We start from the raw sequence: 14,601 nt of genomic DNA, 5'->3' as shown, positions 1-14,601 counted from the left end.
ATACTCTAACTTTCATCACTAACTTGGCTTAAAATAATGATGATTTGGCTTTTTGATGGAGTGGATGTTGTTTAAACTGATCGAGAGAGTGATTATAAATAATCATACCTGTGTTTTATGATTGAAAATAAGCACTAATAATTTAAAAGGATAAAACTAGGTTTATAACAAAATTATCTGTAATGGGTCAGCGATTCATTTTTATCAAGATAGAAACAGCAGATTTAGTGCTTTTAAATTTAGGATTATTAGACTTGTAGTTAGAAAATAAGTGGTGACAATAAGGCGCTTTATTATAATTATTAATTTGATAGGGATTAACTCATGCAATTTAAATCAATGATTAAATTGGTTGTCGGTGCTGCATTACTTCTAGTTATTGGTCTCGTAGGGATCAATTCATATACTATTGTACAAGATGGCTCGGTTAAGGTGGGGACATTTTTAGGAAAAGTCGACCCAGTTGCTTATGATGCAGGTTTACATTTTCCAATTAATCCGTTTACAACATTTGATACGTACTCAACAAAAGATATTCGAGTATCACTAAAAGAGCTAAGAGTACCTTCGCAAGATAAATTAAAATCTATTGTTGATATTACGGTAATGCTTCAGTTTGATGGTGCGAAAGCTCCTGTATTACGTATTAATGGTGGTACAGAAAGTGAAGCTTTAGATAAATATGTACGCCAAAAGCTGATCTCAACGATTTTAGAATTTGGTAAAGATGTTGCTAATGCACAAGATCTTTATACTGCAGATACACAAAGAAAATTACAAGAATCTATTCGTGATGCTATTCAAGGGTATGCTTCCCCTTATGGCTATACAATAAAAGAAATCATGATCCAAGATATTACTTTGCCTGAGGTTGTACAAGAGCAAGTGGTTAATACCAAAATGCGCCAAGAGCAAATCAACCAAGCAAAAGCAGAGGCAGAAAAAGAGCGTGAATTAGCTCAGAAAAAGGTTGTTATTGCTGAAGCGGAAAGAGAGTCTGCTGAACAACAAGCCATCGCCAGAGAACGTAACGCACAAGCAAGTTCATTTGCGATGCGCCAAGAAGCAGATGCAAAATTGTATGCTGCTCAGAAAGAAGCTGAAGCGAATGCGATATTACAACGTACTATTACCCGTGAAATGATCAATTGGAAACAGTTAGAGATTGAGCAGATTAAAGCTCATAAATATAAAGGTGAGGTACCTAATATTGTTGTTGGTGCAGATTACGATGGTAAAATGATTATGGATATGCGTAATAGCCAGTAATATTAATTAAAAGAATTACCGCAGTTAAAACCTATTCTATTAAGTTAGCATGGGTTTTTATTTTTATGTGCACCATATTGATATATTGGATGAGAACTCACCTGATTTAATCATGAAAATTAGGGGTTATTTCGAAAAAATGTAATGAAAATATATTTTGATAATCAACTTAAGGTAAATATAGTGAGTGAATTCTGTATTAGGGGGTTGTGCTTTATTGTTAGCTAATTGGATGTCGTATTATGATGCCTGATTGTTGTTATTATCTGAAATTTAGCAAAAAAATAGTACTGTCTAGATAATTGTATTGCAGTTGTGTTATATCATCAGGAAATAAATTTCATGAGTTTATACGATGTTTAATATTTCTGAGTTGATCAATGATTCTCCAATCGATTCCATTCTTTTATTTGTTATCACATTTATCTTGTTAGTTATTTCTGCCTACGTTGGTAAATATATTTTTAAGCGTAAATCAGCCCACGAAGAAGCGACGGATGATGAAGCTAAAATTATTTTAGGGGCGATTTTATCTTTATTGGGTTTATTGATAGGGTTTGTTTTATCAATTTCGATTAATGGCTATAACAACCGTCAGCAAACAGAAGAAAATGAAGCTATTGCTATTGGTACGGCATATCAGAGAGCACAGTTATTGAGCACTGATGATAGAGGAAAAGCCTCTCAGCTTATTCAACAATACTTGGAAGCTCGGATTGAGTTTTTTAAGTCAGGTATCAGTGACGAAAATAACCAATGGCGGATGACTTCTTTGGAAAAGCAGAGTCAATTATGGGAAATCGCGGTAAAAGAAGCAAGTCAAACACCAAACCCTATTGTGGCTTCTGTACTCAGTGCATTTAGCGACCTTTATCTTTCTCAACAAAAAACGATGGCAAGTTGGCGACACCAAATTCCAAATGCAACTTGGTTTTTACTGATCTTTTTTGCTATCTGTTCAAATATTCTTATTGGTTACAATATACGCGGGACAAAAGGGAAAAATTGGTTGATACTCATATTGCCGTCATTAACCACGTTGGCTCTATTTATGATTGCAGAAATTGATGTTCCTGGTGAAGGTATGATCCACGTAACACCTGATGATTTAATTTTATTACAGGAATTCTTATTTAGGGATGGTGCTTGGTTGGGAAAGTAGGGGCGTTGTAAAAAAACTCCCCACTAGCAAATTTGCCATGGGGAGTTCTGTTTTAGCGGACGATAATGCCTAATAAAATTCCGATTGCGCCAAAGTCAGCGTCACTGAATGTAGTATTAGCAATACCAATATCCCCAAGAACAGGTAATAGGAATACTGGTAGGAAGGTAATAAGCAGCCCTTGAGCAAATGCACCCAAGATAGCTCCACGACGACCGCCTGTTGCATTACCAAAAACACCGGCAGCAGCACCTACGAAGAAATGCGGTACAACGCCTGGAATAATAACCGTCATATTTAATGCATACAGAACGAACATTCCCAAAACACCAGCAGCGAAACTACTTAAAAATCCGACTAATACGGCGTTTGGTGCATATGGGAATACCACTGGGCAGTCTAAAGCAGGCTTCGCATTAGGGACTAATTTGTCTGAGATACCTTTAAACGCAGGGACGATTTCTGCAATAACCATACGTACACCTTGCAGAATAATGTATACGCCTGCAGCAAATGTAATGGATTGCATTAATGAGAACATGAACCAATTCTTACCACCACTGACTTCGCGAACGAAATCACCGCCTGCGAATAAGCATGTAATGATAAAAATAATGAACATGGTGAAAGAGATAGCGACAGGTGTATCTCTTAAAAACAGTAAGCTTTTCGGGACATTCATGTCTTCTGTTGAATGTTCTTTATTACCGAATTTGCTTCCAATGAACCCTGCTAGGACATAGGAAATCGTTGAAAAATGCCCAATCGCAACATCATCTGAGCCTGTCACTTTTTTCATGTAAGGGTGGGCAATTGCTGGGAAAAATACCATACAAAAGCCAACAATCAGTGAGCCAACAGTGACTAATAGAGTTCCTTCCATTCCAGCGGTAGCTAAGATAACTGCTATCATCATGGACATGAATAACGTATGGTGCCCAGTGAGGAATATAAATTTCCATGGTGTTAAGCGAGCAATCAAGATATTGATTAGCATCGCAAAGAACATAATCATTGCCATTTCACGACCGAAGCTTTTTTGTGCAATAGAAACAATAGCTTCGTTATTTGGTACCACACCATTAATACCAAAAGCATGTTGGAAAATAGCGGAAAAATCACCTAAAGAGCTGACAACTAAGCCAGCACCAGCGCCTAAGATCACAAAACCCATTATGGTTTTAATGGTGCCTTTAATGCATTCAGTGACGGGTTTTTTCTGTGCGATCAAACCAATAAGTGCGATTAGACCAACAAGAATGGCTGGTTCAGATAAAACATCCTGCATCAGAAAACGAAAAAATGACATAGTGCCTCCGCTTACATCGCGCCGAGTTTTTGTAAAGCAATGGTGAGACGTTCTTTCATTGCAACTTTATCAATCATATTTTCGAGAGCAACGATTTCGCCACCAACTTGTTGAGCGACTAATTGTTCAGCAATATCGCTTGTACCAACAAAGATATCACTCACAGTGCCTTTTGCTGAGCCTAGATCAACATGGTCAACATCTGCATTAACTTGCAAATCTTTTAAGATATTTTTGATGCTCATTTCCATCATCAAACTAGTACCTAAACCATTTCCACAAACAACAGTAATTTTCATAATGTTTACCTTAATATTTAGCTTATTCGTATTTAGCGATGATTTTTAGAATGTCATCTACGTTTTCTGATTGCATGATGTTATCTACATCGTCTTGATTATCAAATAGTTCTGCGAGTTTCGCGATAGCACCAATATGGCTATTGCTATCAGTGGCTGCTAGTACAATTAATAATTTGATTGGGTCATTGCCATCGGAGCCAAATTCAACACCTTGTTTGATAACGGTTAACCCAAGAGATAATTGGTTTACTCCGTCTTCTGGACGTGCATGCGGCATGGCAATACCTGGGCCTAATACATAGTAAGGGCCGATTTTTTCGTGTGATTGAATTATTGCATCAATATATCTTGGCTCGATGAACTTATTATTAATTAATGGGTTACAGGCGATTTTTATCGCTTCTTGCCAATTATTGGCACTGTCGACGACTTGAATGACGTTAGGGGTCAGTAATGTCGTTAGCATCGGGTTGCTCCTGGTAGAGTGAAATTATTATCTTTGTAATGGTTGAATGAATAGTAGTGTTCTATGGTAGCGCTATCTAGTTGAATCTTTCATTTTCGTGATAGCGCTATCATTTTAAAAAAATATAGCGAGCAAATATGAAATGAACACACTTCTCTGCTGATTAACAAATTCAACCTGTGGTAAGTTAACTAGGACTGGTGATATTGACTGTTTCTTTAGATTTAATAGAACCATATTGGCTATTTTTAGCGCATTTAATCTAGAACATGAGAAAAAGCAAAAAACATGCTTGATTCGAATGAAAATTGACCATCAAAGATCAATAACCTTAGGGTTAATAATCAGTTTAGGCTAAGTAAAAGTATTACATGCAAAAAATACGAAAAAGAAAAAATACAGGGCGAGTCACGTTGCAGGACGTTGCAAAATTCGCAGGCGTTGGGTCCATGACGGTATCTAGGGCTTTGCGTACACCCGAATTAGTGTCTGATAAGTTACGTGAAAAAATTAATGCTGCTGTTGAAGAACTTGGTTATATACCTAATTCCGCAGCAGGTATTTTAGCGTCAGGCCAAAGCCGTACCGTTGCTGTTTTAATTCCGTCTTTGCGTGATAATGCCAGTTCAGTTTTTCTGCAATCTTTACAAGAAGCACTGAACAAAAATAGTTATCAAGTTGTTATTGGTAGCCATGATTACCAGCAAAAAAAAGAGTCTGAGGTTTTATCGACATTATTGCAGAGTAACCCCGCAGCTTTGATTGTTTTTGGGGCGATAAACTCAGAAAGCGTTTCGAATTATTTGAAGAATTTAGATATCCCTGTAGTCAGTGTTGCGGGGGAATCTAATCATCCAGTCACGTTGAACATAAAAAGTAACGTTGGAGATGCGGTTAATTTTTTAACCAACTATATGTTACAAAAAGGGTATAAGAAGATAGGTTATATTGGTGCTCAAATGGACAGTAAAATGCAAAGTCAGCAATTAAGTGGCTGGAACCGAGCGATGCTGGCGTATAACCAAAGTGCAGATCAAAGTATTACAACTCCGTATGTCGCAACGATGGATTTTGGTCGTCAGGCAATTAGTGAGATGTTGACCCGCCAACCTGAGCTTGAAGCTGTGATTTGCAGTCATGAAATGATTGCACTTGGTGTCATTTTTGAGTGCCAAAGACGTTTAATTCAGATACCAAAAATGTTAGCAATTGCTTGTGTTGAAGGTACTTCAAATTGTGATCATATCCATCCGTCACTGACATCTGTGCGAATTGATTACAGTAAAATGGCACGAGAAACAGCGAAAAGGCTACAAAAATGGCTTGCAGATGTCGATTGTGACTTTGTTGAACGTAAAGAAGGGGTTGTTTTCCCATATAAATTTGAAGCAAGACAAAGTGCGTGAAATATAATTTATCGTATGTTGATCACGTTTTCTTGAATTTCTTGCTTATCCTTAAGTGAATAGGAGTGCGATAGCTCTCTATTTTGACGGTCAAAAAGATGTTTTTTTTTCTCTCGAAATAAGATTGTAGACTGGGTCACTATATCTTTTTTATTCTCTGTTAATGTATGAAAACTGCAAGTTAACGGGGGTTAGCTCCGCGAGAATTTTATTAAATACTTGCACTATTCTGTTGTATTAGTCATTAACAGGGGAAAACAATGAAATTACTAAAAACAGTTATTTCCACCACAATTCTAGTTTCTTGTGGTGCGATGGCAACAATGTCGGGTTCCGAAATTCTGAAAGTACAGGATGGAGGAACTCCGAATAAAGTTTACACTTCGAACAAGCCGACCATTAAAGTCGCAACGTATAACATTGGTAAAAATGAGTTGTCACCAGATGTCAGTAATCTTGATGAGCTAAATAAGGCGATTGCGAAAATAGATGCTGATGTGATTGTTTTAACTGAAATTGATAATAAAACCGCTCGTAGTAAAAAAGTTCACCAGCTAGAAGAAATAGCTAAAGCCAATAAGATGGATTTTGCTTTTGGTAAGGCATTAGATTTTGATGGTGGAGAGTACGGTGTAGGAATTTTATCAAAATATAAAATTGATAAATCTAAAGTAATTAATTTACCTTCTGGTGATGCAGAACAACGGGTTGTATTAATATCTCAAATATCAAAGCCAGGTTTTGATGCACCAATTATTGTGATGGGAACACATCTGGATTGGCAGAAAGATCCAACCATTCGCATTGGGCAAGTGCGCCATATTTTAGATGCGAGTATTGGGGATACAGATACGGGGTTTGATAATATTGCGGCCTCAATAAAAATATTAGCGGGAGATTTCAATTCAACAGCTAATGAACAGCCTATCCAAGAAATTCGTTATATGTGGAACCCAGTTGAGCTTAAAGGTGTTGATTATCGTAGTTGGCCAGCGGTAAACCCAGCCATAGACATCGACCATATTTTTACATTTAAAGGGCAAGTTTGGGATGTGAAAAAAATGGAAATTCCAACGGATAGTAAAGAGTTTCAATGGTCAAGTGTTAGCGACCACCTACCTATAATTGCTGAATTAGAGCTACAAGAGCAATAAACACTTAACAGAGAAATTTTCGATAAAAGGCCTAATTTGGTTTGTAGGCCTTTCCAACTGTAATGTTAAGTTAATTGCCTAGTATTTTTTTCCTTTCAATATAGCGTTTTTCAGCTATTTCTAAATAATACTCAACTGTTGAGTATATCTGCTGCCGCTGTTCTGCTAATTGTTGTGATGTATCTAATATTGCGCTCGTCTGCTGTTTAAATACAGTAAGAAAATTTTGAATGCTGTCGAAGTGACCTACGACGTTAGCATAGTAAAACTGGTATACATAAGATTCCTGAGAGTGGCTTAGATCTACGTTATTTCTGATGTTATTAGTTGCAAGTAATAGTAATTGAGTATTTGTCATGGTTAACCCTTTTTCTTTGGAAAGCAATGCTACATGAGATAAAAAAAATATTTTGTCAAATTTAGCCGGATAATTTTATGTATTGGTTAAATGCATCAATTATCCTAGGAATATTCTGTAATTTTGATTGGTCAGATATATCAAAAATTGTGTAAAAGAAGAGATATAGAGGCATTCAATGGTAAATTACAATATGCATATAGTTAAATATTCTTATGTTTCTTAAGGTGGGTTGATGGTTTTAACTATTTTTTATCATATGGTTAACGTCGTTTTAATCAATTTATTTGTTATTTTTGTTTTATTAATCAATTGATTAGGTTGCGTTGCATTTTAACGGGTACTATAAAATTGCTAATTTAGCCTGAAATAAAGATACTCGTTAACGATATGCTAAAAATTAAGCTAAGAGATGATGCAAATTAATATGTTATTTCGTAGTGAATTGAATTTTAGGTATTTTTTGTTTTTATAATATCTAAATAAGCTAGATGAATTTTAATTGAAAATAACGGATTTATTATTAATTAATTCTATTTTACGCTTATATTGAGTGAAAATACTCATTAAGTGGGTTAATTAACATTTAGACATGACTATTATTGAATTGAATTGTTTTATTACATATTTTTGTTTATTTTTGTTAAGTTATGATAAACAGTTAAGGCTTATTATTGTTTCTGTTTTTGGGTAATTGAAACTATTTTAGTTAAAAAAATACAAATTGAAACAGTTAATGTTTCGAGTACTATTTATATTCTTAGTTTAATACTGGTATACTTACTCATTAGATGTGTAAAATAAAGTATAAATACGAATAGCCCATATCAATCTAATTGTACTTATTCGCTTTGTTGGTAGCAGTTATCTGGGGTAATAATTAGAAAAACAAGTTATCTAATAAGGTATTCTTATATAGATAAGGTTGGTTGTTATTAAAATAATTATTATTTATTTACAATTGGCTGAAGATAACTGCTTAAGTATATTTTGGGGCGAAATTATTAGGTCATTTTGGTCAATTGGCTTGTTATTGAATAAATGAGAGCTTAGTAATATGAATATCATAAAGTTGCTCACAATTTTATTGTTAACTGGGGGCTCTTTTATCTTAGGTGTGACATTGAACTATACCCCTACACCTGATCTTGTGAAAATGGCTAAGAGTAGCGTTGAAGACTATTTATCTTATCCAGAATCTGCTTCATTTAAAAATGTGAAATATAATTTTATTCGCCAAACTGCGGATAAAGGGGATTTAGGTTATGTATGTGGCGAAGTGTTTCGAGTTAAGAATGCAAGGCTAGAAGGCTATAAAAAATTCATTGTGAAAGCTTACAGTGATAAACAAGGGAAGGTCTCCTTGTCTATTCCAATGGTCGAGGGAGATTACGATTTGGTACCAAAGGAAATGGTCGATTCGTTATGGACAAGATATTGCTTCTAAAAGTGAGCTATAGCGCAGGTTTTTCTATTAAATTAAGCTCGATAAGCAAAACGAATTCTATTAAAGAAAGCCGGTTTACGGCTTTCTTTAGTCCAAATATTACTTGAGTGTCATATCAACGTGATTAACCTTTTAATTCTCTAGCACATTGTTGCAAATGCAAGAAAGAGGCGAATCTTGTATCATGGCGGTTTTTATATGCTTCATTGGTTTGGTAGGTTAAGTCGATAGCACTAAATTGGTCCATAGCTTGCGAGACATCTTCACAGACTTTCCCTGCAACGGCACCAAGGATAGCAGAACCTAGCAATACTGGTTCACTGGCTTGTGTTGAAATCACAGGAACGCCACAAGCATCAGCAAGTAGCTGGCGGATCAACGGGTGCTGTCCTGCACCGCCACTAACAACAATATTTTCAATAGCAGCACCAGATTTTGCTTGTGCTTCAATGATTTGTCGTAATCCATAGCCAATTCCACACAGACCAGCAACATAGAAAGAAAGTAAATTTTCCATGCTGTTATCCATGGTTAATCCAGCAATGACAGCTCTGGCATGAGGGTCAGCAAAAGGTGCTCGATTCCCTAAAAATTCAGGAACCACATGTATTTTTTCAGCTAGTTCAACAGACTGTGATGGTGACGATGATTTTTCTAATACTAAATCCGCTAACATCACAGGCAAGGGTTTACCTTGCTCTTTTGCCGTAAGTTTTGCTTGTACTGAAGCGGGATGTAAGGAAAGTAACTGGTCAATTGCAGCACCAGCCGCACTTTGGCCTCCTTCATTTAGCCACATGCCCGGTACCATTGCACTGAAATACGGACCCCATACACCCGGTATAAATACGGGTTCTTTAGTCGTTGTCATCGTGCATGAAGATGTGCCAAATACGTATGCCATATTAGCGGTTGCATCACCATTTACGCCAACGGTACCAATACCGCCTGCATGAGCATCTATCATGCCTGCAGCGACAGGTGTCCCTGCTAGTAATCCCATTTGTTGGGCTGCGGTTTCCGTTAAGCCTTCACCACAAGGCGTTCCTGGTTCTACAATAAGCTGACCAATACGTGCGAAGTTTTCATCGGCAAGTTCAGATAGACCAATCTGTTGAAAGTAGCCTGCATCCCAACGTTTTTCATGGGCAAGATATGTCCACTTACAGGTGACTGTGCAAGTTGAGCGAGCTAAGGAGTTAGTTGATTTCCAAGTTAAAAAATCGGCTAAATCAAAAAATTGCCATGCGTTATCATAGGATTGACGTAAATTTTCTTTTAGCCATAAAATCTTAGGCGTTTCCATTTCGGGCGAAATCTTACCGCCAACATAGTTTAGAACAGGGTGCTTTAATTGATTAATGCGCTCAGCTTGTTCTGTTGCACGGTGATCCATCCAAACAATAATATTGCGCTCAGGGTCATTCGATGGGCTAACCGTAATAGGATGTTTATCTGAACCAATGACAACCAGTGAGCAGGTTGCATCAAAGCCAATACCTGCAACTTGTTGTGGTTTTACTGTTGATGATGCTATCGCTTGCTTGACACAATAACAAACCGCTTCCCAAATTTCGTTACTTGATTGCTCAGCGAAATTGGCGTTATCACGGAAGAGCGTAATATCGCGTTTGGCAGATGCTAACATATTGCCGGACATATCAAAGACCCCGGCGCGTGCACTGCCTGTGCCAACATCGATACCAATAACGACTTTATCGTTATCTTTTAATCGTGCATGTGAATTATTCATTTTCCCTCCAAGGTGCTAACTGCAATGAATTGCGAGGTGACAAGTTAGAGATCAACACTGTTTGGCACAATAACAAGGTCACGAATAGTGACATTGCGTGGGCGAGTTAGCATAAATAATACGGCTTCAGCGACTTCAATCGGTTGCATTAAGCTACCATTTGCCAGAGCTTCTTCCATTTTTTCTTTCGGCCAATCATCGAGTAAGGCTGTCACTACAGGGCCAGGTAATACCGCACCAACACGGACACCATGTTCAGAAACTTGGCGGCGAGTTGAATGGACGAAGGCTTGGACAGCAAATTTTGATGCGGTGTAAATTGGCTCCCAGATCACTGGGACTACACCTGCAATTGAGCTGGTGAATAATACATCACCTGATTTTTGGGCAATAAAATGAGGTAGCACTGCGCGAACACAACGGAAGGCCGCATTAATGTTTAAGTTTAAAACTTTATCCCATACATCTGGGTCACCCTCAGCAACAGGGCCGCCAATATAAGCACCGGCATTAGCATGGAAAATATCTAAGCCGCCTGCTTTTTGTAAGATGGCATCTAACATTCCATCAACTTGTTCTGGCTTCATTAAATCGACTACTAATGGAATCGCATTTTCACCTAGTTCCTCAACAAGTTGGTTTAATCGCTCTTCAGCACGGTCAATTAGAACGACTTTTGCACCCGCCTTGATCAGTGTACGTGCGCATTCAAGCCCGATACCTGAGGCAGCTCCGGTAATTGCTGCGACTTTGTTCTCAATAGAAATAGCCATAATTTACTCCAATCGGATATTTTAGCGAAATGTAAGAATGAAAAGCGTCTGAAATTAATGGAATAGCAATGAGTCACAACAATGGATAGGTGGCTACATGCGATGGATTGATAGTATTTATTTTGCAGTTTATCAACTCATACATCATCAATTCCAATTTTGCTCAATCGATGTAGCAGTATTGCGACTTTTCGACTTTGGTGTCAAGCTAGTAAAAAATGGAGATAAGAATCTGTGACAAAGATCAGACAAAATAAGAAAACAACGATCTATGACCTTGCCGAATTAGCTGGAGTTTCAGCTAGTGCAGTGAGTGCAATACTCAACGGTAATTGGCAAAAAAGGCGAATTAGCGCACAACTTGCGGAAAAAGTGATCCGCATCGCCGAAGAACAAAATTATGCAGTTAACAAGCAAGCCAGCTTATTGCGCAGTAATAAATCCAAAATAATTGGTATGTTGGTTCCGAAGTATGACAACCGCTATTTTGGTTCGATTGTCGAGCATTTTGAAGAAATGGCGCGTGAAAGGGGACTGTTTCCTATTATTACTTGTACGCGGCGTGACCCAAAGTTAGAAATAGAAGCTGCACGCGCAATGATTTCTTATCAGGTTGATTGGTTGATTTCAACAGGGGCAACGAACCCAGATAAAATTACTGAAATTTGCCAAGCTTCGGGGGTTTCGACCTTAAATTTAGACTTACCGGGCTCGTTGGCGCCTTCGGTTATTTCAAATAACTATCTTGGCGCAAAAAATTTAACCCAACGTATTTTAAGCAAAAATAAGTCTCAAACATCAATAAATGAAGCCTTAATTTTTATTGGTGGTCGTGAACATGACCACAATACACGTGAACGTATTCGTGGGTTTATTGATGCGCATAATGAAAAAGGTATCACGGTTCCACAAGAAAATATTTTGGCTTGTGGTTATGCCCCCGAAAAAGCTGAAAGAGCACTCTCACAGTTTTTTGAACAGAATAATGATGATCCACAGAAAATAGTGAAATGCGGTTTGTTTATTAATTCAACTATTTCATTAGAAGGGGTTATTGATTGGTTAGGTAAACAGGGCTATATCGGCTCACAGCAACCCCACTTAGGCTGTTTTGACTGGGATCCTTTTGTTGCACTTTTAGGTAATGACATCGAAATGGTTAAACAGGATGTGCCAACGATGTTAAATCATATTTTTAAGTTGATAGATAATGAAAATAGCAAAGCACAATTAATTGAAGTGTTACCTGTGGGGGTGGTTAAAGAGTGATATTAAGAAAGTGCCACTTATCGTTGATGACCAATAAGCGGCGGAAGGTTATTGTTTATTCAGAGTTGTAACCAATAATTGGTGGCGTTGGTTATAGAATTTTGTATAGGTCATATACCCAGCCAGTATGGTTGAAAGGCTTGCTGTACCTAACAACATAAAAGTCACCATAATCTGGTATTTAACAGCTTGTAATGGGTCAACTCCAGCGAAAATCAACCCAGACATCATGCCCGGTAAGCTGACAATTCCCACTGTTTTGGCAGAATCTACCGTTGGGATCAATGATGCTCGGATACTGTCACGAATAATAGCAGCGGAAGCAACTTTGGGCGTTGCCCCTAAACTAAGCATTTCTTGAATTTGTTGTTGCTGGCTTGAAAACCGTTGACCAAGGTTATTAAAGCATAACCCTACCGCAATCATGGCGTTACCCGCAATCATTCCAGTAATAGGAATTACCTGCATAGGCGTAAATGCAATGGCATTGGTTAATATCAGAATTAACAATGTAAGAAATGTGCCAGAGGTAATGGCAATTAATGCAGTAACATAAATTTTATCAATATATTTGCTTCTTTTCTTAGCGTTCCACGCAGCATTGACACAAATAAACATCACCAATGCAATCGTGAGCAATTCGTGATCAACATTAAAAATATATTTTAGAATGTAGCCAGCGATCAATAGTTGAATAATCGCTCGGCAAGTACTCCAGATAATATCTTTTTCAAGGGATAGTTTTTCTTTATGGCTAATAAAAATAGCCACGAGGACTAACAGGATTGAAAAGGTTAAGGATTCATTGGAAATAGTTGGTTGATGCACAGTGATATCCTATGATTCGTTGTGATGAACAGGAAGGGTGATAACTTCATTGGTATGAGCGATTTCATCTTGGTCATGAGTTACCCATAGCACGCCTATTTTTTTGTCACTCGTTAAATGATGGATAAATTCATTCACTATAATTTTGTTTTCTTCATCAAGGGCACTGGTGATTTCATCTAATAGCAAGACTTGCGGAAGAAATTGTAAGTTTCTAATAAGAGAAATACGCTGTTTTTCTCCTCCAGAGAGTTCATTGATCCCTTTATCCAAAATAGATTCATGTAGAGAAAATTGGTGCAAATCACTGATGGCTTTGTCTTTATTAAATGGCAACTTTCGAATTTGATAGGGAAAAACGAGGTTGTCATACACAGTTTGCCCAAATAAAGTGGGTGTTTGAGTACAGTAAGAAACCTGCTGACGATAAGTTTCAGGGAGGATGGCATTGATATCTTTCCCTTGAAACTTAATCGTTCCTTGAGTAGGTGAAATTAACGAGGCCACTATTTTTAATAAGGTACTTTTACCGCACCCGGAAGGACCCGTAATCAGTTTAAAGTCGCCTGCCTGTAAGTTAATCTGCACATTATCAAGAATTGTTTTTTGCTCAATGCTATAGCCAATGTTACTAAGTTGTAATAGCAAGTTGCTTTGTTCCATATTATCAATGACCTATAAATTAAGTGCGCAGCATTTAGTGTAAATGATATTCATTCAATATCTTACTCAATAATACAGCGCTGATATTGTTCAATATCAATTTAGATATAACTAATATTATGCGCCAATTAATTGAAAAATTATAGGGGAAGAAAAAATACACTTCTAATGAAGTAGGACAACGTAGATGAGTTCTAGGAAAGATTTGTACAGTTGAAAATAAAGCACAAATATTCATTCAAATTATTATTTTGAACATATGTGCATTCAGAATTTAGGATGGTATTTAATTTGAGAGATATCTCTTTTTTTTACATAAATAATATAGAGTTTAACTAGTGATAATATTATATTAATAATACCAAGTAATCTAATCTGCACTTAATATTTTGTTGTCTCTCTAAGGCAACACTATATTTATTTCATCTATATATTAAATATC

At 37.0% G+C, this 14,601-nt stretch carries 14 protein-coding genes; 6 read left to right on the top strand and 8 right to left on the bottom strand.

What is annotated here, in order from left to right:
* Nucleotides 1-324: 324 nt before the first annotated feature.
* Both P3L40_RS13370 and P3L40_RS13365 read left to right on the top strand, forming a co-directional pair.
* The gene (locus P3L40_RS13370) at nucleotides 325-1,269 is read left to right on the top strand and encodes an SPFH domain-containing protein (RefSeq protein WP_004263460.1); all 945 of its coding nucleotides are present in this window, start codon (nucleotides 325-327) and stop codon (nucleotides 1,267-1,269) included.
* Between the two features lie 355 nt (nucleotides 1,270-1,624).
* Nucleotides 1,625-2,431 carry a DUF4239 domain-containing protein gene (locus tag P3L40_RS13365; protein WP_004263474.1) on the top strand — a complete coding sequence of 269 codons (807 nt, stop codon included), beginning with the start codon at nucleotides 1,625-1,627 and terminating at the stop codon, nucleotides 2,429-2,431.
* A gap of 52 nt (nucleotides 2,432-2,483) precedes the next feature.
* On the opposite strand, the gene P3L40_RS13360 is transcribed toward P3L40_RS13365, so the two are convergent.
* Genes P3L40_RS13360 through P3L40_RS13350 form a run of 3 tightly spaced genes read right to left on the bottom strand, consistent with a single transcriptional unit; the run spans nucleotide 2,484 to nucleotide 4,508 of the window.
* Complete coding sequence (locus P3L40_RS13360) at nucleotides 2,484-3,740, bottom strand: PTS ascorbate transporter subunit IIC (protein ID WP_036958647.1); 1,257 nt, start codon at nucleotides 3,738-3,740, stop codon at nucleotides 2,484-2,486.
* An 11-nt stretch (nucleotides 3,741-3,751) separates the two neighbouring features.
* Entirely contained in the window at nucleotides 3,752-4,039 is a 288-nt protein-coding gene (locus P3L40_RS13355; protein ID WP_004263481.1) for a PTS sugar transporter subunit IIB, read from the bottom strand.
* 22 nt (nucleotides 4,040-4,061) lie between these two features.
* Entirely contained in the window at nucleotides 4,062-4,508 is a 447-nt protein-coding gene (locus P3L40_RS13350; RefSeq protein WP_004263485.1) for a PTS sugar transporter subunit IIA, read from the bottom strand.
* A gap of 371 nt (nucleotides 4,509-4,879) precedes the next feature.
* Here P3L40_RS13350 and P3L40_RS13345 point away from each other — a divergent pair, with 371 nt between their 5' ends.
* Together P3L40_RS13345 and P3L40_RS13340 are read left to right on the top strand one after the other, a co-directional pair.
* Complete coding sequence (locus P3L40_RS13345) at nucleotides 4,880-5,914, top strand: LacI family DNA-binding transcriptional regulator (RefSeq protein ID WP_004263493.1); 1,035 nt, start codon at nucleotides 4,880-4,882, stop codon at nucleotides 5,912-5,914.
* Between the two features lie 260 nt (nucleotides 5,915-6,174).
* The gene (locus tag P3L40_RS13340; protein ID WP_136135004.1) at nucleotides 6,175-7,068 is read left to right on the top strand and encodes an endonuclease/exonuclease/phosphatase family protein; all 894 of its coding nucleotides are present in this window, start codon (nucleotides 6,175-6,177) and stop codon (nucleotides 7,066-7,068) included.
* 70 nt (nucleotides 7,069-7,138) lie between these two features.
* Here P3L40_RS13340 and P3L40_RS13335 read toward each other — a convergent pair whose 3' ends face one another.
* Complete coding sequence (locus P3L40_RS13335; protein ID WP_004263500.1) at nucleotides 7,139-7,426, bottom strand: hypothetical protein; 288 nt, start codon at nucleotides 7,424-7,426, stop codon at nucleotides 7,139-7,141.
* A gap of 1,057 nt (nucleotides 7,427-8,483) precedes the next feature.
* Between P3L40_RS13335 and P3L40_RS13330 the strand changes: the two genes are divergently transcribed.
* Nucleotides 8,484-8,873: a hypothetical protein gene (locus tag P3L40_RS13330; RefSeq protein ID WP_004263505.1), complete on the top strand. Its 390-nt coding sequence runs from the start codon at nucleotides 8,484-8,486 to the stop codon at nucleotides 8,871-8,873.
* A 124-nt stretch (nucleotides 8,874-8,997) separates the two neighbouring features.
* On the opposite strand, the gene P3L40_RS13325 is transcribed toward P3L40_RS13330, so the two are convergent.
* Nucleotides 8,998-10,626 carry an FGGY-family carbohydrate kinase gene (locus tag P3L40_RS13325; protein ID WP_004263510.1) on the bottom strand — a complete coding sequence of 543 codons (1,629 nt, stop codon included), beginning with the start codon at nucleotides 10,624-10,626 and terminating at the stop codon, nucleotides 8,998-9,000.
* 44 nt (nucleotides 10,627-10,670) lie between these two features.
* Nucleotides 10,671-11,399 carry an SDR family oxidoreductase gene (locus tag P3L40_RS13320; protein ID WP_014657463.1) on the bottom strand — a complete coding sequence of 243 codons (729 nt, stop codon included), beginning with the start codon at nucleotides 11,397-11,399 and terminating at the stop codon, nucleotides 10,671-10,673.
* A gap of 234 nt (nucleotides 11,400-11,633) precedes the next feature.
* Here P3L40_RS13320 and P3L40_RS13315 point away from each other — a divergent pair, with 234 nt between their 5' ends.
* The gene (locus P3L40_RS13315; protein WP_112307457.1) at nucleotides 11,634-12,668 is read left to right on the top strand and encodes a substrate-binding domain-containing protein; all 1,035 of its coding nucleotides are present in this window, start codon (nucleotides 11,634-11,636) and stop codon (nucleotides 12,666-12,668) included.
* Nucleotides 12,669-12,716: 48 nt separating this feature from the next.
* On the opposite strand, the gene fetB is transcribed toward P3L40_RS13315, so the two are convergent.
* Entirely contained in the window at nucleotides 12,717-13,496 is a 780-nt protein-coding gene (gene fetB, locus P3L40_RS13310) for an iron efflux ABC transporter permease subunit FetB (RefSeq protein ID WP_094961238.1), read from the bottom strand.
* 9 nt (nucleotides 13,497-13,505) lie between these two features.
* Nucleotides 13,506-14,159, bottom strand: a complete 654-nt coding sequence (gene fetA / locus P3L40_RS13305) for an iron efflux ABC transporter ATP-binding subunit FetA (protein WP_136135524.1) — start codon at nucleotides 14,157-14,159, stop codon at nucleotides 13,506-13,508.
* Nucleotides 14,160-14,601 lie beyond the last annotated feature (442 nt).

Source organism: Providencia sp. PROV040, assembly GCF_032706145.1.
GTDB classification, from domain to species: Bacteria; Pseudomonadota; Gammaproteobacteria; order Enterobacterales; family Enterobacteriaceae; genus Providencia; species Providencia hangzhouensis.
The sequence above is the reverse complement of the archived record's forward strand: the minus strand, read 5'-3'. Positions and strand labels throughout refer to the sequence as shown.

Coding starts and splice junctions, on each gene's coding strand:
- P3L40_RS13370 (WP_004263460.1), top strand. CDS start 325: ATGCAATTTAAATCAATGATTAAATTGGTTGTCGGTGCTGCATTACTT.
- P3L40_RS13365 (WP_004263474.1), top strand. CDS start 1,625: ATGTTTAATATTTCTGAGTTGATCAATGATTCTCCAATCGATTCCATT.
- P3L40_RS13360 (WP_036958647.1), bottom strand. CDS start 3,740: ATGTCATTTTTTCGTTTTCTGATGCAGGATGTTTTATCTGAACCAGCC.
- P3L40_RS13355 (WP_004263481.1), bottom strand. CDS start 4,039: ATGAAAATTACTGTTGTTTGTGGAAATGGTTTAGGTACTAGTTTGATG.
- P3L40_RS13350 (WP_004263485.1), bottom strand. CDS start 4,508: ATGCTAACGACATTACTGACCCCTAACGTCATTCAAGTCGTCGACAGT.
- P3L40_RS13345 (WP_004263493.1), top strand. CDS start 4,880: ATGCAAAAAATACGAAAAAGAAAAAATACAGGGCGAGTCACGTTGCAG.
- P3L40_RS13340 (WP_136135004.1), top strand. CDS start 6,175: ATGAAATTACTAAAAACAGTTATTTCCACCACAATTCTAGTTTCTTGT.
- P3L40_RS13335 (WP_004263500.1), bottom strand. CDS start 7,426: ATGACAAATACTCAATTACTATTACTTGCAACTAATAACATCAGAAAT.
- P3L40_RS13330 (WP_004263505.1), top strand. CDS start 8,484: ATGAATATCATAAAGTTGCTCACAATTTTATTGTTAACTGGGGGCTCT.
- P3L40_RS13325 (WP_004263510.1), bottom strand. CDS start 10,626: ATGAATAATTCACATGCACGATTAAAAGATAACGATAAAGTCGTTATT.
- P3L40_RS13320 (WP_014657463.1), bottom strand. CDS start 11,399: ATGGCTATTTCTATTGAGAACAAAGTCGCAGCAATTACCGGAGCTGCC.
- fetA (WP_136135524.1), bottom strand. CDS start 14,159: ATGGAACAAAGCAACTTGCTATTACAACTTAGTAACATTGGCTATAGC.